Annotated in this window: 18 protein-coding genes; 1 reads left to right on the plus strand and 17 read right to left on the minus strand. The window is 71.1% G+C overall.

Annotated elements, in window-relative coordinates; all coding sequences use genetic code 11:
• Window positions 1-28: 28 nt before the first annotated feature.
• The 14 genes from QSK18_RS21200 to pyrR form a co-directional block, all read right to left on the minus strand.
• Window positions 29-1,537 (minus strand): phosphopantothenoylcysteine decarboxylase domain-containing protein, encoded by a 1,509-nt coding sequence (locus QSK18_RS21200; protein WP_285622241.1) that lies wholly within the window; start codon window positions 1,535-1,537, stop codon window positions 29-31.
• A gap of 13 nt (window positions 1,538-1,550) precedes the next feature.
• The gene (rpoZ, locus tag QSK18_RS21205) at window positions 1,551-1,811 is read right to left on the minus strand and encodes a DNA-directed RNA polymerase subunit omega (protein ID WP_269811320.1); all 261 of its coding nucleotides are present in this window, start codon (window positions 1,809-1,811) and stop codon (window positions 1,551-1,553) included.
• Between the two features lie 69 nt (window positions 1,812-1,880).
• Window positions 1,881-2,519: a guanylate kinase gene (gene gmk / locus QSK18_RS21210; RefSeq protein WP_285622245.1), complete on the minus strand. Its 639-nt coding sequence runs from the start codon at window positions 2,517-2,519 to the stop codon at window positions 1,881-1,883.
• Between the two features lie 7 nt (window positions 2,520-2,526).
• Window positions 2,527-2,841, minus strand: coding sequence for an integration host factor, actinobacterial type (mihF, locus tag QSK18_RS21215; protein ID WP_052532909.1), 315 nt, complete (start codon window positions 2,839-2,841; stop codon window positions 2,527-2,529).
• 584 nt (window positions 2,842-3,425) lie between these two features.
• A complete protein-coding gene (locus tag QSK18_RS21220; RefSeq protein ID WP_232815176.1) occupies window positions 3,426-4,022 on the minus strand; it encodes a GTP-binding protein in 597 nt (198 codons plus the stop codon).
• Window positions 4,003-4,368 (minus strand): DUF742 domain-containing protein, encoded by a 366-nt coding sequence (locus QSK18_RS21225; protein WP_232815177.1) that lies wholly within the window; start codon window positions 4,366-4,368, stop codon window positions 4,003-4,005. The genes QSK18_RS21220 and QSK18_RS21225 overlap by 20 nt, the downstream gene beginning before the upstream one ends.
• On the minus strand, window positions 4,365-4,793 hold the full coding sequence (locus tag QSK18_RS21230) for a roadblock/LC7 domain-containing protein (RefSeq protein WP_232815178.1): 429 nt from the start codon (window positions 4,791-4,793) through the stop codon (window positions 4,365-4,367). Before QSK18_RS21230 ends, QSK18_RS21225 begins: the two co-directional genes overlap by 4 nt.
• 129 nt (window positions 4,794-4,922) lie before the next feature.
• Window positions 4,923-7,922: a sensor histidine kinase gene (locus QSK18_RS21235; RefSeq protein ID WP_285622257.1), complete on the minus strand. Its 3,000-nt coding sequence runs from the start codon at window positions 7,920-7,922 to the stop codon at window positions 4,923-4,925.
• A 532-nt stretch (window positions 7,923-8,454) separates the two neighbouring features.
• Window positions 8,455-9,294: an orotidine-5'-phosphate decarboxylase gene (gene pyrF / locus QSK18_RS21240; RefSeq protein WP_269811329.1), complete on the minus strand. Its 840-nt coding sequence runs from the start codon at window positions 9,292-9,294 to the stop codon at window positions 8,455-8,457.
• 5 nt (window positions 9,295-9,299) lie between these two features.
• Entirely contained in the window at window positions 9,300-12,620 is a 3,321-nt protein-coding gene (gene carB / locus QSK18_RS21245) for a carbamoyl-phosphate synthase large subunit (RefSeq protein ID WP_285622261.1), read from the minus strand.
• Window positions 12,604-13,740, minus strand: coding sequence for a glutamine-hydrolyzing carbamoyl-phosphate synthase small subunit (gene carA / locus QSK18_RS21250; RefSeq protein WP_285622264.1), 1,137 nt, complete (start codon window positions 13,738-13,740; stop codon window positions 12,604-12,606). The genes carB and carA overlap by 17 nt, the downstream gene beginning before the upstream one ends.
• Entirely contained in the window at window positions 13,737-15,047 is a 1,311-nt protein-coding gene (locus tag QSK18_RS21255; RefSeq protein WP_232815183.1) for a dihydroorotase, read from the minus strand. Before QSK18_RS21255 ends, carA begins: the two co-directional genes overlap by 4 nt.
• Window positions 15,047-16,009, minus strand: a complete 963-nt coding sequence (locus QSK18_RS21260) for an aspartate carbamoyltransferase catalytic subunit (protein ID WP_232815184.1) — start codon at window positions 16,007-16,009, stop codon at window positions 15,047-15,049. Before QSK18_RS21260 ends, QSK18_RS21255 begins: the two co-directional genes overlap by 1 nt.
• Window positions 16,006-16,644, minus strand: coding sequence for a bifunctional pyr operon transcriptional regulator/uracil phosphoribosyltransferase PyrR (gene pyrR, locus QSK18_RS21265; protein ID WP_285622270.1), 639 nt, complete (start codon window positions 16,642-16,644; stop codon window positions 16,006-16,008). Before pyrR ends, QSK18_RS21260 begins: the two co-directional genes overlap by 4 nt.
• A gap of 212 nt (window positions 16,645-16,856) precedes the next feature.
• On the opposite strand from pyrR, the gene bldD reads away from it, so the two are divergent.
• Window positions 16,857-17,354 (plus strand): transcriptional regulator BldD, encoded by a 498-nt coding sequence (gene bldD / locus QSK18_RS21270; protein WP_231449190.1) that lies wholly within the window; start codon window positions 16,857-16,859, stop codon window positions 17,352-17,354.
• A 310-nt stretch (window positions 17,355-17,664) separates the two neighbouring features.
• On the opposite strand, the gene QSK18_RS21275 is transcribed toward bldD, so the two are convergent.
• The 3 genes from QSK18_RS21275 to efp all read right to left on the minus strand — a co-directional run bounded on the left by QSK18_RS21275 (window position 17,665) and on the right by efp (window position 20,540).
• On the minus strand, window positions 17,665-19,374 hold the full coding sequence (locus tag QSK18_RS21275) for a GGDEF domain-containing protein (protein WP_232814563.1): 1,710 nt from the start codon (window positions 19,372-19,374) through the stop codon (window positions 17,665-17,667).
• A gap of 187 nt (window positions 19,375-19,561) precedes the next feature.
• Window positions 19,562-19,975, minus strand: a complete 414-nt coding sequence (gene nusB, locus QSK18_RS21280; protein ID WP_232814562.1) for a transcription antitermination factor NusB — start codon at window positions 19,973-19,975, stop codon at window positions 19,562-19,564.
• A 4-nt stretch (window positions 19,976-19,979) separates the two neighbouring features.
• Entirely contained in the window at window positions 19,980-20,540 is a 561-nt protein-coding gene (efp, locus tag QSK18_RS21285) for an elongation factor P (protein WP_232814561.1), read from the minus strand.
• Window positions 20,541-20,664: the final 124 nt, after the last annotated feature.

Raw genomic sequence — 20,664 nt, forward strand, 5'->3', positions numbered from 1 at the left:
GCAGCCGGGGTCTATCTAGCGGCTTACTCTAACCATTCCGGTGGACAACGGGTCCCGCGGTCCCCAGAAGTGGGACAACCGCCCCCCACACGGCGTGAGAGACCTCAGCCTTACTGCCCGGTGGGACGGGGGTGATCGTGCCGTCCGCGCCCAGCACGGTGACCTCGGTGTCCTCCTTGCCGAACACCTTCCCGGCCGCCACGTCGTTCAGGACCAGCAGGTCACACCCCTTGCGGGCGAGCTTGGCGAGGGCGTGGTCGAGCGCGGTGCCGGACTCGTCGCCGGTCTCGGCGGCGAACCCCACCACGATCTGACCGGGGGTCCGGCCGGCCACCAGCCCGGCCAGGATGTCGGGATTGCGGACGAGGGTGACCACCGGCGCGTCGTCGGATCCGGCCGACTTCTTGATCTTGTGGGTGGCGACCTCGGACGGCCGGAAGTCGGCCACCGCCGCGGCCATCACCACCACGTCGGCCTTCGGTGCGGCGGCCTGCATCGCCTCACGCATCTGCAGCGCGGTCTCGACCCGGACCAGGTCGGCACCGGCGGGTGGGGTCACCTCGATCGAGCCCACCACCAGGGTGACCTGGGCGCCCCGGTCGAGAGCGGCCTGGGCCAGAGCGACGCCCTGGCGGCCGGAAGAGCGATTGCCGAGGAAGCGCACCGGATCGAGCGGTTCCCGGGTGCCCCCGGCGGAGATCACGACCCGGCGGCCGGTCAGGTCGTGCACCGGTCGGCCGGACGCCTCGGCCGCCGACGTCCGCGAGGACGCCTGGGCCGTGACCAGTGAGGTGGATGCCCGCGTGGTCGGCTCGGCGGAGGTCTCCGCGGCTGAGGTCTTCGCGGTTGAGGTCTTCCTGGTTGAGGTCTCCACGGCTGAAGTCGGCTCAGCGTGAGTCGGCTCAGCGTGAGTCGGCTCGGCAGGAGTCGGCCCGGCGTGAGTCCGCCCGGCAGGAGTCGACCCGGCAAGAGTCGCCTCGGCGCGGGGCGGCCCGGCGGAGGACAGCAGGGCGAGTGCGGCGGCGAAGATCTCTTCCGGCTCGGGCAGGCGGCCAGGGCCGGTGTCGGCCCCGGTGAGCCGGCCGCTGGCCGGGTCGAGCACCGACACGCCCCGCTCGCGCAGGGTGGCCACGTTGGCGACGGTGGCCGGGTGCGTCCACATCTCGGTGTGCATGGCCGGGGCCAGGAGCACCGGACAGCGGGCGGTGAGCAGGACGTTGGTGACCAGGTCGTCGGCCAGGCCGTGCGCGGCCCGGGCGAGCAGGTCGGCCGTGGCCGGGGCCACCACGACCAGGTCGGCCTGCTGGCCGATCCGGACGTGCGGCACCTCGTGGACCTCGTCCCAGACCGAGGCGGAGACCGGGTGCCCCGACAGGGCCGCCCAGGTGGGGGCGCCGACGAAGGTCAGCGCCGCCTCGGTGGGGACCACCCGGACGTCGTGCCCCGCCTCCTTGAACAAGCGCAGCAGCAGCACCGCCTTGTAGGCGGCGATGCCGCCCCCGACACCCAGGACGATCCGGCGGCCGTTCACTGCCATGCGGGTGAGCTGGTCAGTCGTGCTTCTCGGCGGTCAGCAGACCCTCGTTGATCTCGCGCATGGCGACCGAGAGGGGCTTCTCCTGCACGTGCGTCTCGACCAGCGGGCCGACGTACTCCAGCAGGCCCTCGCCCAGCTGCGAGTAGTAGGCGTTGATCTGCCGCGCGCGCTTGGCCGCGAAGATGACCAGCGAGTACTTCGACTCCACCGTCGACAGCAGGTCGTCGATCGGCGGGTTGGTGATGCCCTCGGGACTGGCAACGGTTCCAGACAACACAAACTCCAGGCGTAGGTGGTGGTGCGGTGAAGCTCGACGGATCCGGCGCCGGACGGCGCCGGGCCCTCAGTGACTCGACTCCACCGGGTCGATCGAGCTGTCGGTGGGAGTCAGACCCATCCATGATACGAGCTCGTCGGTGGCTCGGCGCACGTCGTCGTTCACGATGCTGATGTCGAACTCCGACTCGGCCGCCATCTCGACCTCGGCCGTGCGCAGCCTACGCGCCCGCTCCTCGCTGTCCTCGGTGCCCCGCCCGACCAGCCGGCGGACCAGCTCGTCGAGGCTGGGCGGCTTGAGGAAGACGAAGAAGGCACCCGGCATGGTGGTGCGCACCTGCCGCGCACCCTGCAGGTCGATCTCCAGCAGGGCCGGCCGGCCCTGGGCGAGGACCTGCTCGACCGCCGCGCGCGGGGTGCCGTACCGGTGCCGGCCGTGCACCACCGCCCACTCCAGGAGCTGGCCGGTCGCGGCCAGCTCGTCGAACCTTGCGTCGTCCACGAAGTAGTAGTGGACGCCGTCTTCCTCTCCCGGCCGCGGCGGCCGGGTGGTGACCGAGACGGACAGCCAGATCTGCTCGTAGCGACGGCGGATGTCGGCCGCGACCGTGCCCTTGCCCACCGCCGTAGGTCCAGCCAGTACCGTCAGCCGTCCTGGCCGCACCACCCCGCCCCCCGACGGGTTCCCGAGCTCCGTCCCGATCACCGCCGAATCAGCTCCCGAAGCGCTTGACCAGCGCCGCGATCTGGTTGGAGCCGAGACCACGCACACGCCGGCTCTCGGAGATACCGATCTCCTCCATGATCTGACGGGCACGCACCTTGCCCACGCCGGGCAGGGCCTCGAGCAGTGCCGACACCTTCATCTTGCCGATCACCTCGTTCTCCTGCCCCTCGTTGATCACTTCACCGAGTGAGCCCTGCGAGTACTTGAGCCTGTTCTTGATCTCGGCACGCGCGCGCCGAGCCTCGGCCGCCTTCACCAGGGCGGCGGCCCGCTGCTCGGGAGTCAGGGGGGGCAGAGCCACTTGAGTCACCTCAGTTGTTCGTCGAACTCAGTAGGTAGTTGAGCCGTACCGGAGCAATTCCGGCCGTCCGGCCGATCATTCTTTCCCCGATCGGCGCAGGCAGACCGCGAAATCTGGTCCGAACCTAGCGAGTCGGTATCCCGGAGGGCAACGCGGGGGGCCGTGTCGCCACGCCACCGTGCGGTATGCCGTTCCGTTCGACTTTCCCACCAGCTTCCAGCCGTGTTCCGGTCACCACGCAACCTCGATCGCTGACGATCGGGTTCCGTCGAGAGCCGACACTAACGGCTAATCCAGACATACTGGTATTCATGTCCTCCGGGACGCGCCGTGAAACCGACATCGAGAGATGTTTTAAGGCTTCGGAGCGCATTTACCGCCGGATTGACGGCGCTGATCCTGTCACGCGCGGCCACCCTCCTCGCACCGGGTCCCCGGCCCCGGCCCCGGACGGGCGCAGGTAACACGCGCCCCACACCCCTCTGACGGCCCTCAGCGGGCCGCAGACGGCCTCTGGGCCCGACCAGCGCACAAAAGCGTCCGGCACCCGCCCGGAGGCAGGTGCCGGACGTACGGCGGGTGCTTCAGGCCGGTGCCGCGGTGGCCATCGTGATCGCATGCTCGGCCAGCGTGACCAGCAGTTCCTTGGCCGAGGCGCGCTGGCGCACGTCGGCCATCACGACCGGCACCCGGGCGTCCAGGTCCAGGGCCTCACGCACCTCGTCGGGCTTGTACTCGGCCTCCCCGTCGAAGCAGTTCACCCCGATCACGAACGGGATGCCGCGACGCTCGAAGAAGTCCACGGCCGGGAAGCAGGACTCCAGCCGGCGGGTGTCGGCCAGCACCACGGCGCCGATCGCGCCCTCGGCCAGCTCGTCCCACATGAACCAGAACCGGTCCTGGCCGGGCGTGCCGAACAGGTACAGCACCAGCTCCGGGCTGATCGTGATCCGGCCGAAGTCGAGGGCGACCGTGGTGGTGCGCTTGGACTCCACCCCGGAGAGGTCGTCCACCCCCCGGCTGAGCTCGGTGATGAGCTCCTCGGTGCGCAGCGGCGGGATCTCGCTGATGGTTCCGACCATGGTGGTCTTCCCGACTCCGAAGCCACCCGCGATCAGCAGCTTCACCGCCGTCGCGCGTACCCCGGGCCGCTGGTTGGAGTCAGAGTCGGCGAATGCCATTGATAACCGCCTGGAGGACGTTGATGTCGGGGGTGACCGCGGACCGGAACATCAGCAGCTGCCGGTCGATCAGGTCACCGATGAGGATCTTGACGACGCTGAGCGGCAGGCCCAGGTCGGCGGAGACTTCGGCGACGGACTTGGGGTGCTGGCACATGGTGACGATCTGCAGCCCCTCGGGCTCCAGGGTGTCGGCCAGCTGCGGGGTGACCCGCTGCAGCGCCACCACCAGGGTGATCATCGCGAGGTCACGTTGCTTGCTGGTGGTACGCCCGCGGGTCAGCGCGTACGGCCGGACCAGGGGCCCGGCCTCCTCGTCGAACCAGTGCTGATCCGCCGGAGTCACGGTCGGGGACCCGCCCCCGGACCTGCCTCCTCGGCGCGCGGCTGCGAGCTGAGATAGGTGCCCACCTGCTTCACCAGCAGGTTCATCTCGTAGGCGACCATGCCCATGTCCGCGTTCACGTCGGCCAGCAGCGCGAGACAGGCGCCCTGCCCGGCGGCCGTGACCACCAGGAAGTAGTTGTCCATCTCGACCACGGTCTGCCGCACCCCGCCGCCCCCGAAGTGCCGGCCGGTGCCCCGGGCCAGGCTCTGGAAGCCGGAGGCGACCGCGGCCAGGTGCTCGCCGTCGTCCCGGTCGAGGTTGCTGGACCGGCCGATGAGCAGGCCGTCGGACGAGAGAACGATCGCCCGGTCCGCGCCCGGCAGACGGCGGAGCAGATCCTCCACCAGCCAGTCCAGGCCACCCATCGCGCTGTTCTGCGTCATCTCGCCTTCCAGTCCGTGGTTCGCGAAAACAGTGTCTTCGCCCTTCTTCTGCGTGGTGCCCGGTGGTGCTGTCGTACAGGTGCTGCAGGTGCTGGTCGCGGCCCGCTCGTGACCGGCCGCGACCGCCGGTCAGTTCTCCGGACGTTCGGTCCGGCCGCGCTGGGTGCCCCGCTGGAACGCCGCCATCCGGTTGCGGGCCAGGTCCGGGTCGCCCTGCGGGCCCGCCTCGGCCCGCTCGGGCACCGGCGGGGCACTCGGCATGGGCGTGTTCTTGAGCCGGTCGGACAGATGGGCCTGCCGGGTGCGCCGGGGCAGCGCCGGCCGGCCGTCGTCGGTGGTGCGGCGCACCCCGGCCGGAGGCGTGGGCGCCCCCTTGCCCAGCCCGCCGTTCTGCGCCCCGCCGTTCTGCGCCGCGCCGGGCGTGCGCGTCGGCAGGCTGCCGGACGCCGGAGGGGCGCTGATGATCCCCGCGCCGTTGCCCCGCGAGGCCAGGTAGTCGATCCGGGCCTGCTGGTTCACCGTCGGGCCGGGCTCGCCGTCGGCCAGGTTCTGCCGGAAGTGGCTGCTCGGACCGGGCACGTCCACCCGCGGGTTCTGCGACCCGGCCGAGAGGCCCGGACCACCGGGCGTACCCGGGGTGCCTGGGAAGCTGGACTGGGCGTGCCGCATCGGGCCGGTCTGCGTCGGAGCGGACTGGCCCGGCGCAGCGGGCCGGCTGCCGACCGGTGGAACGGGGTGCAACCCGGTCGGCCGGGCGCCCAGCTCGTCCCGGCCGGGACGGTCGATCGGGCCGGTGGCAGTGCGGGCCTCGCCGGGGGCCACGGTCAGGGCCGGGGCCGCACCGGTGGTCTCGCCCGGTGAGGGGACGAGGCTGATCTCACCGGTCATCTCCCCCGTGATCGCCATGCGCTCGTGCAGCGACCGCGCCGCCTGCCCGCCCGGCGCCGCGTCGGCGCCGTCGATGGCCAGCGTCTGGGTGCTGCCGGTGAGGCCGCCCGCCGGGTTGGCCTCGAACAGCTCGGTCGGGATGAGCACGACGGCCTTGGTGCCGCCGTAGGCCGGGGACGGGGTCAGGGTGACCCGGATGTTCTGGCCGGCCGCCAGCTGCGCCACCACGAACATGCCCAGGCGGGGCTCCTCGCGCAGGGTCAGCGCGTGGAAGTCGGGGGCCGTGGTCAGCATCTCGTTGAGCTCGGTGAGCTTGTCCGCCGGGATGCCCAGGCCCTGGTCCTCGATCTCGATCACCAGGCCCTTGCCGACCAGGTTGCCCCGGACCTCGACCTTGGACATCGGCGGGGAGAACGAGGTGGCGTTGTCGACCAGCTCGGCGAGCAGGTGGATGACGTCGGCCACCGCGGACCCGTTGATCGACAGGCGGGGCAGGCGCCCGATCGAGACCCGGGCGTAGTCCTGCGCCTCGGAGATCGAGGAGCGGACCACCTGCAGCAGGTCGACGGAGTTGCGCCAGCGCCGGCCGGGCTGGCCGCCGCCCAGGATGACCAGGTTCTCGGCGTTGCGGCGGGCCCGGGTGGCCAGGTGGTCGAGCTCGAACAGCAGCTCGATCTGCTCCGGGTCCTCCTCGAAGCGCTCGGCCTTCTCCAGCACGCCCAGCTGCCGGTGCACGATCACCTGGCTGCGGTAGGCGATGTTCAGGAAGACCTCGCGCAGGCCGGCTCGGGTCTCGGCCTCCTGCACGGCCGCGCTGACCGCCATCGACTGGGCCCGGTTGAAGGCGTCGGCCACCTCACCGATCTCGTCGGAGCCGTAGCTGAGGGTCGGCATCTGCCGGTGCTCCTCGTCGACCTCACCGGCCCGCAGCCCCTCGATCAGGGCGGGCAGCCGGTTCTGGGCCATGTCCAGGGTCTGGTCGCGCAGCCCGCGCAGGCGCGCGGCCAGCCGGTTGGACTCCCGGGTGGTGAGCATGAAGACCAGGGCGCCGAAGAGCAGGGAGCCGACCCCGCCGTAGATCGCCGCGTTCACCTGGTCGTCGGCCGCGTCCACGGCCAGTGTGGAGGAGTAGTCCAGGTGCAGCAGGGCCAGGTCGGTCAGCTGCTGGGTGACCTCGTCGTTGGCCGTCTCCCAGGCCGAGGAGGCGATCGGCAGCTCGGCCTTGAGCTTGCCGTTGTTCACCTGACCCTTGGTCGGGGCGGTGTCCGACAGCCCGAGCGCACCGGCCGGCAGGTCACCGGCGTTCTCCGGCTCGGTCCCGCTCCCCTGCCCCTGGTCCTCGCCCGCGTCGGGCTGCGCCGGGGCGTCGTCGTTCTGCGGCCCCTTGCCGTCGGCCTCGGCGAAGGCCCGCTTCTGCTTCTGGGTGAGCGGGGCGGCCTCGAGCACCGCCAGCTCGACCTGGGCCTGCTGGCGCCAGGCGGCACTGGAGGTGATCTCCTCCAGCTGGGCCTGCTCCGAGGCCGGGAGCTGGGTGGCGATGGTCTCCAGGTCGTCGCGGTAGTTGCCGCCGGTCCGGACGAAGGTCTGGTACTCCTGCGGGGTCAGGCCCTCGTTCGAGAACGCCACGTAGGCCAGGCCGTTGCCCCGGGCCAGCTGGTTGACCACCATGATCAGGCTGGCCGAGGTGTTCTCCTCGACCGAGGCGTTACCGTTCGGGGCGACCCGGGCCAGGGCCCACACGCTCTCGGCGATCTGGCGGATCATGCCGCCCCAGTAGTCGGTGGCCTCCAGCACGGTGGCGTCGCCGGTGTCGATCCGCCCGCGGATCTTCGGCATCTCGGCCATCCGCCCGGCGAACGCGGCGAACACCGGGTCGAGCTCCGGCGGCGCGCTCTCGGCCAGCGAACCCGCGTCCTCGCCGATCGTCACCAGGGCCTGGTCGGTGCTGGCGCGCTGGGCGTCCAGCCGGCTCTTGTTCTCCGGTGAGGGGTCGGCCAGGTAGGCCGCGCTGAGCAGGAGCTCGCGCCGGGCCTCGGGGATGAACGACTGGGAGGAGCCGAGGCTGTCCTTCACCACACTGTTCGCGCCGCGCAGGTCCCAGGCGTTGTAGGCGAAGTAGGACGCCACCGTGAGGCCGACCAGGACGAGCGAGAGGCTGGGGAACCAGCCGATCATCAGGATGCGGGTGCGGATCGACCGGCCGCCCAGTCGCTTTCGGGCACCGCTGGCCTTCGGAGCCATCGAGACGGCATTCCTTCCCGAACCCCGGGGACTCTGGGGTAGGGGCCACTCCCGTCGCGCCGGTGGGACCGGGCGGGCGGATCACGGCCACGAACAGGGGCTGGGCCCGGAGTCCGGCAACAGGTGCATGCCGATCAACGAATTACCCAGCGTGCACCCTTGCTCGCATTCCGTCAGGCAGTGACGATCTCCTGGAGTCCGGGTCCGCTTGTGACGTTTCCGGCTTTGTGACTTGCACGGGATCCCGCTGGCGACTCCCGCACACCCGTTGCGCCCCATCCGATTTGGTACGGATATGGCCCTGAGGGGTGCAACATAAGCACTGTTCGCTTATGGGAGTCAAGTGCAGATAGCTCTGTGTACAGCCGTGAACACTCCCTTGACGAAGTCATATCCGACATTCGTTGTTCGTGACGGAAAGCCACCGGCTATTCACGGATGGTCCGGGACATTCGTCGGTGTTCCGTTATCAAACTGGACAAAAGAAAACCCGGCCGCCGGAAGAATCCGGTTGCCGGGCGTCCTTTGGCAATTACGCTCCGAGAACCTCGCGTACTGATTCGACGGTCCGGGCGGCGGCCTCACGCAACTGCGCCACCGAGGGACCGGCCCCCAGCACCTCCCGCGAGGAATTCGGCAGCACGTGCCCGACCGCAGCACCGAAAACTGCCTTCAGATCGGCCGCGGTGGCCCCCTGCGCACCGATCCCGGGCGCCAGGATCGGCCCGTTCAGGGCCGAGAGGTCGTGCTCGCGCCCGACTCCGGTGACGGTCGCCCCGACCACCACGCCCACGGAACCGAGCGGCTGGGCGCCCGTGTTCTCGGCCGCCGCGGCGTCGATCATCGTCTGGGCCACGGTGCGGCCCTCGGCGCCCCGGGCGTGCTGGACCTGGCCGCCCTCCGGGTTCGAGGTGAGAGCGAGCACGAAGACACCGCGGCCGTTCGCCCTGGCCACGTCGAGAAGCGGCCGCAGAGAACCGAATCCGAGGAACGGTGAGACCGTCACCGCGTCGCCGGCCAGTGGGGAGGCCGGTCCGGCGTAGGCGTCGGCATAGGCCGCCATGGTCGAGCCGATGTCTCCACGCTTGGCGTCGACGATGCTCAGCCCGCCCGCCTCCCGGACACCGGCCAGGGCCTGTTCCAGCACGGCCACCCCCCGGGAACCGAACCGCTCGAAGAACGCCGCCTGCGGCTTGATCACCGCGACCTGGCCGGCCAGGGCCTCCACCGTGGTCAGGGTGAAACGCTCCAGACCGGCCACGTCGTCGTCCAGACCCCAGCGCGCCAGCAGGGCCGGGTGCGGGTCGATGCCGACGCAGAGCGGGCCGCGCTCGCGCACGGCCGCGCTCAGACGTTCGCCGAACGGGATCAGCGAGGTCACAGCTGCTGCTCCGCGCGCAGCTCGCCCAGCCGCACCGCGTGCTCCTGCAGCGAGGCCACCCGGATCGGCTCGTTCCGGGCCGCCTCGATCGCCTGCACGGCGGCCGAGAACTGCTGGATCGTGGTGATGATCGGCTTGTCCACGGCCGTGGTGGTGGCCCGGATCTCGTAGCCGTCCATCCGCGCGGCGGGGCCGGACGGGGTGTTGACCACCATGTCCACCTCGCCCGCGGCGATCATGTCCACGATCGTCGGCTCCCCCGCCGCTCCCCGTCCGAGCCCCAATTTGCGGACGCGGGTGGAGGCGATTCCGTTACGGCGCAGCACATCTGCGGTCCCGTCGGTGGCCAGCACGGTGAAGCCGAGGTCGACCAGCCGCTTGACCGGGAAGATCATCGCCCGCTTGTCGGTGTCGGCGACCGAGACGAACACCGTGCCGGAGTCCGGCAGCCCGCCGAACGCCGCCGACTGGGACTTGGCGAAGGCGTGCGGGAAGTCGGTGTCGATCCCCATGACCTCGCCGGTGGAGCGCATCTCCGGGGAGAGCAGGGTGTCGACGAACTCGCCCTTGGCGGTGCGGAAGCGCTTGAACGGCAGCACCGCCTCCTTCACCGACACCGGCGACTCGGCGGGCATGGTGCCGCCGTCACCCTGGGCCGGCAGCATGCCCTCGGCCCGCAGGTCGGCGATCGAGGCACCGAGCATGATCCGGGCCGCGGCCTTGGCCAGCGGCACCGCCGTGGCCTTGGACACGAACGGCGCGGTCCGGCTGGCCCGGGGGTTGGCCTCGAGCACGTAGAGGACGCCGGCGGCCAGGGCGAACTGGACGTTCAGCAGGCCCCGGACCCCGACCCCGCGGGCGATGGCCTCGGTCGAGACGCGGACCCGCTCGATGTCGCGCTGGCCCAGGGTGACCGGCGGCAGCACGCAGGCCGAGTCGCCGGAGTGGATCCCGGCCTCCTCGATGTGCTCCATCACGCCGCCGAGGTACATCTCCTCGCCGTCGAACAGCGCGTCCACGTCGATCTCGATCGCGTCGTCGAGGAAGCGGTCGACCAGCACCGGACGGCCGGGGCCGACCTCGGTGGCGCGCTCCAGGTAGTCGGCCAGCTGGTTCTCGTCGTAGACGATCTCCATGCCGCGCCCGCCGAGCACGTAGGAGGGGCGCACCAGGACCGGGTAACCGATCTCGGCGGCGATCTGCCGGGCCCGCGGGAAGCTGATCGCGGTGCCGTGCTTGGGGGCCAGGAGCCCGGCGTCGGCCAGGACCTGCCCGAACTCGCCCCGGTCCTCGGCCAGGTCGATGGCCTCCGGGCTGGTGCCCACGATCGGCACCCCGTTGGCCTTCAGCGCGGCCGCCAGGCCCAGCGGGGTCTGCCCGCCGAGCTGGACGATCACGCCGACCAGCTCACCGGAACGCCGCTCGGCGTGGACGATCTCGAGGACGTCCTCGAGGGTGAGCGGCTCGAAGTAGAGCCGGTCGCTGGTGTCGTAGTCGGTGGAGACCGTCTCCGGGTTGCAGTTGACCATCACGGTCTCGTAGCCGGCGTCGCGCAGCGCGAACGAGGCGTGCACGCAGGAGTAGTCGAACTCCACACCCTGGCCGATCCGGTTCGGCCCGGAGCCGAGGATGATCACCTTGCGCCGGGAGGACGGGGTGACCTCGTCCTCCTCGTCGTAGCTGGAGTAGTAGTACGGCGTGCTGGCGGCGAACTCGGCGGCGCAGGTGTCGACCGTCTTGTACACCGGGCGCACCCCCAGCGCGTGCCGCACCCCGCGCACCACGTCCTCCGACAGCCCCGACAGGGCGGCCAGCTGGACGTCGGAGAACCCGTGCCGCTTGGCCTCGCGCAGCAGGTCCGGCGTCAGCGCGTCGGCGCCGCTGATCTCCTGGGCCAGCTCCTCGATCAGCATGAGCTGGTCGAGGAACCACGGGTCGATCTTCGTCGCCTCGTGCAGCTGCTCGATCGTGGCCCCGGCCCGGACCGCCTGCTGCACCTGCAGCAGCCGGTTCTCGGTGGGCACCTTCGCGGCCTCGAGCAGCGGCGCGAGCTCGGGCACGGGACCGTCCCAGTGGAACGCCGCGCCCTTCTTCTCCAGCGAGCGCAGCGCCTTCTGCAGGGCCTCGGTGAAGTTCCGGCCGATCGCCATCGCCTCGCCGACCGACTTCATCGTGGTGGTCAGCGTGGGGTCGGCGGCCGGGAACTTCTCGAACGCGAACCGCGGGACCTTGACCACGACGTAGTCGAGCGTGGGCTCGAAGCTGGCCGGGGTCTTCTCGGTGATGTCGTTCGGGATCTCGTCGAGCGAGTAGCCGACCGCCAGGCGGGCGGCGATCTTGGCGATCGGGAAGCCGGTCGCCTTGGAGGCCAGCGCCGAGGAGCGGGAGACCCGCGGGTTCATCTCGATGACGACCACCCGGCCGTCCACCGGGTTGACCGCGAACTGGATGTTGCAGCCGCCGGTGTCCACCCCGACCTCGCGGATGACCGCGATGCCGACGTCGCGCAGGCGCTGGTACTCCCGGTCGGTCAGGGTGAGGGCGGGGGCCACGGTGATCGAGTCACCGGTGTGCACGCCCATCGGGTCGAGGTTCTCGATCGAGCAGACCACCACGACGTTGTCGTTGTGGTCGCGCATCAGCTCGAGCTCGTACTCCTTCCACCCGATGATCGACTCCTCGAGGAGCACCTCGGTGGTCGGCGAGTAGTGCAGGCCGGCGCCGGCGATCCGCTCCAGGTCGTCGCGGTCGTAGGCGATGCCCGAGCCGAGGCCGCCCATGGTGAAGCTGGGCCGGACCACGACCGGGTAGCCGAGTTCCGCGGTGGCCGCGACGCAGTCGTCCATCGAGTGGCAGATGAAGCTGCGGGCGACCGAGGCGTCCAGGCCGTAGTTCTCCCGGACCCGGTCGACCACGCCCTTGAACAGCTGGCGGTCCTCGCCGGCCTCGATCGCCGCCACGTTGGCGCCGATCAGCTCGACGTTGTACTTCTCCAGCACGCCCGCCGCGTGCAGGGCCATCGCGGTGTTGAGCGCGGTCTGGCCGCCCAGGGTGGCCAGGAGCGCGTCCGGGCGCTCCTTGGCGATGATCGCCTCGACCACCTCGGGGGTGATCGGCTCGACGTAGGTGGCGTCGGCGAACTCCGGGTCGGTCATGATCGTGGCCGGGTTGGAGTTGACCAGGACGACCCGCAGGCCCTCCTCGCGCAGAACCCGGCAGGCCTGGGTGCCGGAGTAGTCGAACTCGCAGGCCTGGCCGATCACGATCGGGCCGGACCCGATCACCAGGATGCTGGAGAGGTCAGTTCTTCTGGGCATCGGCGCTGTGCTCCCCCATCAGATCGGCGAAGCGGTCGAACAGGTAGCCGGCGTCGTGCGGACCGGCTGCCGCCTCGGGGTGGTACTGCACCGAGAATGCAGGCCCGTCAACAAGATTGAGACCCTCGACGACGTCGTCGTTGAGGTTGACATGGCTCACCTGAGCCTGCCCGAACGGCGTCGCGAAGGTGCCCTCCAGGGGCGCGTCGACGGCGAAGCCGTGGTTGTGCGCGGTGACCTCGACCTTGCCGGTGGTGCGGTCCATCACCGGCTGGTTGATCCCGCGGTGGCCGTAGCCCAGCTTGTAGGTGCCCAGGTCGAGGGCGCGGCCGAAGAGCTGGTTGCCGAAGCAGATGCCGAAGAACGGGATCCGCCGCTCGAGCACCTGCTGCAGCAGCGCGATCTGCGGCTCGGCGGTGGCCGGGTCGCCCGGGCCGTTGGAGAAGAACACCCCGTCGGGATTCGTCGCCAGCACGTCCTCGATGCTCGCCCGGGCCGGGAGCACGTGCGACTCGATCCCGCGCTGGGCCATCCGCTGCGGCGTCATGGACTTGATGCCCAGGTCGATCGAGGCCACCGTGAAACGCTTCTCGCCGAGGGCGGGCACGACGTAGGCCCGGTCGGTGCTGACCTCGTCGGCCAGTGCGGCGCCGCTCATCGGGGGCGCGTTGCGGACCTGCTCCAGCAGTTCGCTCTCGGGCGCCAGGGCGTCACCGGAGAAGATGCCCACCCGCATCGCCCCGCGCTCACGCAGGTGGCGGGTGATGGCGCGGGTGTCGACGTGCGAGATGCCGACGACACCCTGCCCGGCCAGCTCGGCGGGCAGTTCGCGCTTCGAGCGCCAGTTGGAGGCGCGGCGCGCGGGGTCGCGCACCACGTAGCCGGCCACCCAGATCCTCGCGGACTCCAGGTCCTCGTCGTTGACGCCGGTGTTGCCGACGTGCGGGGCGGTCATCACCACGACCTGCCGGTGGTACGACGGGTCGGTCAGCGTCTCCTGGTAGCCGGTCATCCCGGTGGAGAACACCGCCTCGCCGACCGTCGCGCCGACCGCACCGTAGGCACGACCGCGCCAGGTGCTGCCGTCCTCCAGGACGAGCACCGCGGGGCTGTGGGTCACAGGGGCACCTCCAGAAGAGCCTCGTTCAGCTTGCCGTCGAGCACAGTGGCACGACCGGCGTAGATCGTCGCGACCACGCTGCCGTGCATCGTCCGGCCCCGCACCGGAGAGTTACGGCCCATCGTGGCCTGAACTGCAGGATCGCACTCCCACCGGGCGGCCGGGTCGACCAGGGTCAGGTGGGCGGGCTCCCCGACCGCGATCGGGCGGCCCTGGGAGGACACCCGGCCGATCCGGGCGGGGGCGTGCGACATCCGCGTCGCCACCTGTTCCCAGGTGAGCAGGCCGGTGTCGACCATCGCCTCCTGGACCACCGACAGCGCGGTCTCCAGGCCGGTCATCCCCATCGAGGCGACGCCCCACTCGCAGTCCTTGGCCTCGACCGGGTGCGGCGCGTGGTCGGTGGCCACGATGTCGATCGTCCCGTCGGCCAGGGCCTCGCGCACCGCCTGCACGTCGGCGGCCGTGCGCAGCGGCGGGTTGACCTTGAACACCGGGTCGTAGCTGCGCACCAGCTCGTCGGTCAGCAGCAGGTGGTGCGGGGTGACCTCGGCGGTGACGTCGATGCCGCGGGTCTTGGCCCAGCGCAGGATCTCCACCGAGCCGGCCGTGGAGACGTGGCAGACGTGCAAGCGGGAACCGACGTGCCCGGCCAGCAGCACGTCGCGGGCGATGATCGCCTCCTCGGCGACCGCCGGCCAGCCGGCCAGACCCAGTTCGGCCGAGACCTCGCCCTCGTGCATCTGCGCGCCCTCGGTCAGCCGGGGCTCCTGGGCGTGCTGGGCCACCACCCCGTCGAACGCCTTCACGTACTCCAGGGCGCGGCGCATCAGCACCGGGTCCCAGACGCAGTGGCCGTCGTCGGAGAACACCCGCACGCCGGCCGCGGAGTCGGCCATCGCGCCGAGCTCGGCCAGCCGCTCGCCGGCCAGACCCACGGTGACCGCACCGACCGGGCGCACGTCGACCCAGCCGTACTGCCGGCCCAGCCGCCAGACCTGCTCCACGACGCCGGCGGTGTCGGCCACCGGGTCGGTGTTGGCCATCGCGTGCACGGCCGTCCAGCCGCCGAGCGCGGCGGCCCGGGTGCCGGTCTCCACCGTCTCGGCGTCTTCCCGGCCGGGTTCACGCAGATGGGTGTGCAGGTCGACGAGACCGGGGAGGGCGATCAGCCCGTCCGCGTCGATCACCTGCGCATCGCCCGAGGTGCCGCTGCCCAGGGAGGCGATCCGGCCGTCCTCGATCAGGATGTCAGTGGCCTCGCCGCCGAGCGGGCGGGCGCCCTTGACCAGGTACTTCGCGCTCATCAGGCGTCCTTCCCATCGGCCTGCCCAGCAAGGAGCAGGTACAGCACGGCCATCCGGACGGCGACCCCGTTGGCCACCTGCTCGACGATCGTGGAGCGCGGCGAGTCGGCCGCCTCCGCGGTGATCTCCAGGCCGCGGTTCATCGGGCCCGGGTGCATCACCAGCGCGTGGTCCGGCAGCCGGTCCATCCGGCGGGCGTCCAGCCCGTAGCGGCGGGAGTACTCCCGGGCGCTGGGGAAGAACGCCGCGTTCATCCGCTCGCGCTGGACCCGCAGCATCATCACCGCGTCCAGGTCGCCGTGACCGCCACCGACCACGTCGTCCAGATCGTACGAGGTCGAGCACGGCCAGTTGCCGATCCCCACCGGTAGCAACGTCGGTGGCGCGACCAGCACCACCTCGGCCCCCAGGGTGGTGAGCAGGCGGACGTTGGAACGCGCCACCCGGCTGTGCAGAACGTCACCCACGATCGCCACCCGGCGGCCCTTCAGGTCCGAGCCGGGGGCGTCCGCGTTCAGCCGCGAGCGCAGCGTGTAGGCGTCGAGCAGGGCCTGCGTGGGGTGCTCGTGGGTGCCGTCGCCGGCGTTGACCACGATGCCGTCGATCCAGCCGGCGTTGGCCAGCCGGTGCGGGGCCCCGGAGACCGGGTGCCGGACGACGACCGCGTCGGCCCCCATCGCCTTCAGGGTCAGCGCGGTGTCCTTCAGGCTCTCGCCCTTGGACACGCTCGAGCCCTTGGCCGAGAAGTTGATCACGTCGGCGGACAGCCGCTTGGCCGCCGCCTCGAACGAGATCCGGGTCCGGGTGGAGTCCTCGTAGAACAGGTTCACCACGGTGCGCCCGCGCAGCGTCGGCAGCTTCTTGATCTCGCGGCGCTGGGTGGCCGCCATCTGGCCGGCCACGTCGAGGATCGAGACCGCCTGGTCGCGGGTCAGGTCGGCGGCGGAGAGCAGGTGCCTCACTTGGCCACCCCGCCCACGATGCTGACCACGTCGTCGCCGCCGTCGATCTCGCTGAGCCGGACCCGCACCCGCTCGAGCGCGGAGGTGGGCAGGTTCTTGCCCACGTGGTCGGCGCGGATCGGCAGCTCGCGGTGGCCGCGGTCGACCAGGACGGCCAGCCGGACCGCGCGGGGGCGGCCGAACTCCGAGAGCGCGTCGAGCGCGGCGCGGATCGTGCGGCCGGAGTAGAGCACGTCGTCGACCAGCACGACGACCTTCTCGTCGACCCCGCCGGGCGGCAGCTCGGTGGCGGCGATCGACCGGAACGCCTGGCGGCGCAGGTCGTCGCGGTGCATCGTGACGTCGAGGGTGCCGACCGGCACCTCGGTGCCCTCGATCGCGGCCAGCCGGGCGGCCAGGCGGTGGGCCAGGGTGACGCCCCGGGTGGGGATGCCGAGCAGCACGAGGTTCTCCGCGCCCTTGTTCCGCTCCAGCACCTCGTGGGCGATGCGGCTGAGCGCGCGGCCGATCTCGGCGGGCTCCAGGACTGCTCTCACGGCCTCGGGACTGCCGGGACCGGTGCTGGTGCCCGTGCTGCTGCCGGGCGGATCGTCCGGTGCGCTGGGTGAGTTCGTAGCAGGGCGTGCGGGCGACATTGAGTCGACCTCCTTCTCCGCCTCACGGGACGGATCGTTAAAGGACTGGTCGTCGATGACGTTTTCGAGCGTCTTTCGGCTCCCGGAGGCTACCAGCCGGTGACGGCGCGTGTAGCCAGGGGGCGCTTCGCCTACGCCGAGTGGCGAATTCCTTGGAGAAGTTTGCCGATGTGACTTGACGGAGTCAGTGACTCTCCGTGACTATCATCGGCATGGCATCTGATTACGCCAGGGCGCTGGGCGCCCGCCTGCGTGGGATCCGCACCCAGCAGGGGCTTTCCCTCCATGGGGTGGAAGAAAAGTCCGAAGGCCGCTGGAAGGCGGTGGTGGTCGGCTCGTACGAGCGGGGCGACCGTGCGGTCACCGTTCAGCGGCTCGCGGAGCTGGCCGACTTCTACGGTGTGCCGGTCCAGGCACTCCTGCCGGACGCGGCTCCGACGGGGAGCAGCGAGCCCCCGCCGAAGCTCGTCCTCGACCTGGAGCGGCTGCAGTCCGTCCCGGCCGAGAAGGCCGGTCCGCTGGCTCGCTACGCGGCCACGATCCAGGGTCAGCGCGGTGACTACAACGGCAAGGTCCTCTCCATCCGGACCGACGACCTGCGCACGCTCGCGGTGATCTACGACGTGCCGCCGGCCGTGCTGGCCGAGCAGCTCATCACGTGGGGGGTCCTGAACGCGGACGCCCGTCGCGCGGTGGCCCAGGAGGACTGACCGGCCTGACGGCCGGTACGGCACCACCTCCGTCCCGGGACCTGAGCGGGACGGAGCACGACTGAGGACGCCGGGGCGGCCGGCGTCCTCGCCCGCACCTCTCCTTCGACCGAGTACGTCAGTTCGGCACCATCGGCAGGCCAGGTCAGCGTTGGGCACCACGGTTCGGCAGTAACGGTTCGGCGCAATCGGTGATGTGGCGGTGCGAGCAGCCCCTGGAACCTCAGGAGCGGCTGGCACCGCCACATCACGTCGTTCGCCCGCCACAAACGTCCTCAAGCGGTTCTGAGAGCCCTTCGGAGGGGCTCGGTCAGCCTCGGGCCCCCTGGTCGCACTCGACCCGGTTGCGGCCGCCGCGCTTGGCCCGGTAGAGCTGCGCGTCGGCCCGTTCGACCAGGTCACGCATCTGGTCACCCTTCGTGCGCAGGGTGACGCCGGCACTGATGGTCACGCGCAGTCCCGGCCGGATCGAGGACCAGTCGTGGTCCTGCACACTCAGTCGCACCCGGCGGCACACGTCCAGGGCGGCCGCGCGGTTCAGCCCCGGCAACGCGACCAGGAACTCCTCACCGCCGAGCCGGCCGACCAGGTCGCCCACCCGGCAGGAACGCTGCAGCAGCTCCGCCACCACGACCAGCACCTCGTCGCCGGCTGCGTGCCCCCAGGTGTCGTTGACGTGCTTGAAGTGGTCGATGTCGAGCACCGCCAGGCTCAGCGGCAGGTCGCCGGCCACCGCGGCCTCGAGCATCCGGGGCAGCTCGGCCTCGATGTGGTGCCGGTTCGACAGCCGGGTCAGCGCGTCCACGTTCGCCCGCCGGTCCAGGTCGGCGGCCATCTTCTCGAGCGCCAGGATCTCCGCCTCGAGCTCCCGGCTGCGGGCCCGGTACAGCTGCGACTCGGTGCGGGCGTCGGCCGCGTCCAGCCGGGCGTGGTCCACCTCGACCAGCTGCTCGAGCCGGCGCGCCCGGGTCGCCGAGACGGCCGAGCGCATCTGGCGTTCCGTCGCCACGAACTCCTTGTAGCGCTGCAGCGCGTCCTCGAACCGGCCGGCCGCCTCCAGCGCGCGGGACAGTTCCAGCACGATCTGCAGGCGGATGGTGAGCTCGCCGAGCGCGTCGGCCCGCTCCAGCGCGACGGTCAGCTCCCCGGTCGCCGCCTCGGCGTCGCCGCGGGCCAGCAGCGCACACGCGGCGTGGTACACCGTGGCGACCTCCATGGCCTGGAAGCCGTGCTGGACGGAGATCCGGCGGGCCCGGCCGATCGCGGCCAGCCCGGCCTCGGTCTGCCCGGACAGCGCCAGCAGCATCCCGTGGTTGTCCTGGGCCAGGGCCTGCCGGTAGGGGGTGCCGTGGCTCGGGTCCTCGGCCAGCTCGACCGCCCGGCCGGCGTAGTCCAGCCCCTCGGCCACGATCGTCGCGGCCTGCGCGTCGAGCCCCTCGTCGCGCAACTGGCGGAACAGCCCGATCGAGTTGTCGGCGATGTTGTTGATGATGCAGAACCGGGCGTGGATGTCGAGGCCGGCGGCCAGTTCCAGGGCGCGCATCTGGAACTCCCGGGCCCGCCGGTGGTCCTGCCGACCGCAGTGGACCACGGCGATCCGGTTCAGGACCCAGAACAGCAGAGGACGGTCGTTGAGCCGGGCCGCGACCTCCCGGGCCACGGCCAGACCGTCCAGGGCCTCCTCGGACAGCCCCAGCTCGTTCAGGGCCAGGGCCTGCACGACCAGGATCTCGCCCAGACCGATCTGGTCGTCGAGCTCGCGCAGGACCTGCGCGGCCTGGTCGCAGGCGCGGCTGCAGGCCTCGTTCTCACCGGCCTCGCTGAACTGGCGGGCCAGAAGGACCAGGGCCTTCGCCTCACGCCGACGGTCGCCGAGGGCGCCGGACAGGACGACCGCCTCCCGGGACAGGGCGATGCCCTGCTCGCAGCGGCCCGCCTCGAGGGCCTCCTCGGAAGCAGCCAGCAGAGCGGTCAGCCGGGCGGGCGGACCGCCCGCCGGCGGGGGCTCGCACGAATTCACCGCGACTCCTTCGCCCCGCCCGCACGCCGACACCAGTTGGCGTCGCTGTTGCCACTGTCGGCAGCACGGGCGGTCCGGCGAGGAATCCGGCGTCTCTACGTACCCGGCCGTGAGGCAGGCGTGCTGCGGGACCACCTGGACAGCGTAACCGCCCGTCACCTTCCGTACAGGCTGATTACGGACAGACCTACAAGGAGGCCTTGACCTCCATGAGGCGGGCGAGCAGGCCGTTGACGAAGTTCGGCGAGTCGTCGGTGGAGAGCGTGCGCGCCAGCTCCACCGCCTCGTCGATCGCCACCGCGTCCGGCACGTCGTTGTTGAACAGCAGCTCCCAGGTGCCCAGGCGCAGCACGGCCCGGTCGACCGCGGGCATGCGCTCGACCGTCCAGCCGTGCGAGTAGGTCGAGAGCAGCTCGTCGATCCGCCCGGTCTGCGCCCGGACGCCCTCCACCAGCTCGACCGCGTAGGCCGGGAGCACCCGGTTCGGGTCCTTCTCGGCGTCCCGGCGCTCGGCCAGCAGCGTCAGCGGGTCGACCCCGCGCACGTCGGCCTCGAACAGGATGTCCAGGGCCCGCTTCCGGGCCTTGCTGCGGGCTCCCACGCGATCAGTTCACGCGGCCGAGGTAGTCGCCCGAGCGGGTGTCCACCTTGACCTTGGTGTTGTTCTCGATGAACAGCGGAACCTGGATCTCGTAACCGGTCTCCAGGGTGGCCGGCTTGGTGCCACCGGTGGAGCGGTCGCCCTGCAGGCCCGGCTCGGTGTAGGTGATCTCCAGGACCACGGAGGTGGGCAGCTCGACGTAGAGCGGCGTGCCGTCGTGGGTGGCCACGATCGCCTCGGTGCTCTCCAGCATGAAGTTGGCGGCGTCGCCCACGGTGGTGGCACTCACGTGCAACTGGTCGTAGGTCTCGCTGTCCATGAAGACGAAGTCCTCGCCGTCCTTGTACAGGTACTGCATGTCGCGCTTGTCGACATTGGCGGTCTCGACCTTGGTGCCCGCGTTGAAGGTCTTGTCCACGACCTTGCCGGAGAGCACGTGCTTCAGCTTGGTGCGCACGAAGGCCGGGCCCTTGCCGGGCTTGACGTGCTGGAACTCGACAACCGACCAAAGCTGCTTGTCGAGGTTGAGCACCATGCCGTTCTTGAGTTCGTTGGTCGAAGCCACGTGTGGATCTCTCTCGTCTGCCTGCGGACGCGCGGGAGGCGCGCGAATGGTCTGGGTTTCGGTGAAGTCTAGCCGCTGCGGCAATCAGCTTGGTGCAGCGACGGCGCGCAGGGCCAGCAGGTAG

Origin of the sequence: Kineosporia sp. NBRC 101677, from assembly GCF_030269265.1 — a bacterium.
Lineage (GTDB): Bacteria > Actinomycetota > Actinomycetes > Actinomycetales > Kineosporiaceae > Kineosporia > Kineosporia rhizophila.

Bases quoted from the DNA above. Each gene is read 5' to 3' on its own strand.
- bldD (WP_231449190.1), top strand. From the start codon at position 16,857: ATGGCATCTGATTACGCCAGGGCGCTGGGCGCCCGCCTGCGTGGGATC.
- QSK18_RS21235 (WP_285622257.1), bottom strand. From the start codon at position 7,922: ATGGCTCCGAAGGCCAGCGGTGCCCGAAAGCGACTGGGCGGCCGGTCG.
- QSK18_RS21255 (WP_232815183.1), bottom strand. From the start codon at position 15,047: ATGAGCGCGAAGTACCTGGTCAAGGGCGCCCGCCCGCTCGGCGGCGAG.
- QSK18_RS21200 (WP_285622241.1), bottom strand. From the start codon at position 1,537: ATGGCAGTGAACGGCCGCCGGATCGTCCTGGGTGTCGGGGGCGGCATC.
- carB (WP_285622261.1), bottom strand. From the start codon at position 12,620: ATGCCCAGAAGAACTGACCTCTCCAGCATCCTGGTGATCGGGTCCGGC.
- pyrR (WP_285622270.1), bottom strand. From the start codon at position 16,644: ATGTCGCCCGCACGCCCTGCTACGAACTCACCCAGCGCACCGGACGAT.
- QSK18_RS21230 (WP_232815178.1), bottom strand. From the start codon at position 4,793: ATGACGCAGAACAGCGCGATGGGTGGCCTGGACTGGCTGGTGGAGGAT.
- QSK18_RS21220 (WP_232815176.1), bottom strand. From the start codon at position 4,022: ATGGCATTCGCCGACTCTGACTCCAACCAGCGGCCCGGGGTACGCGCG.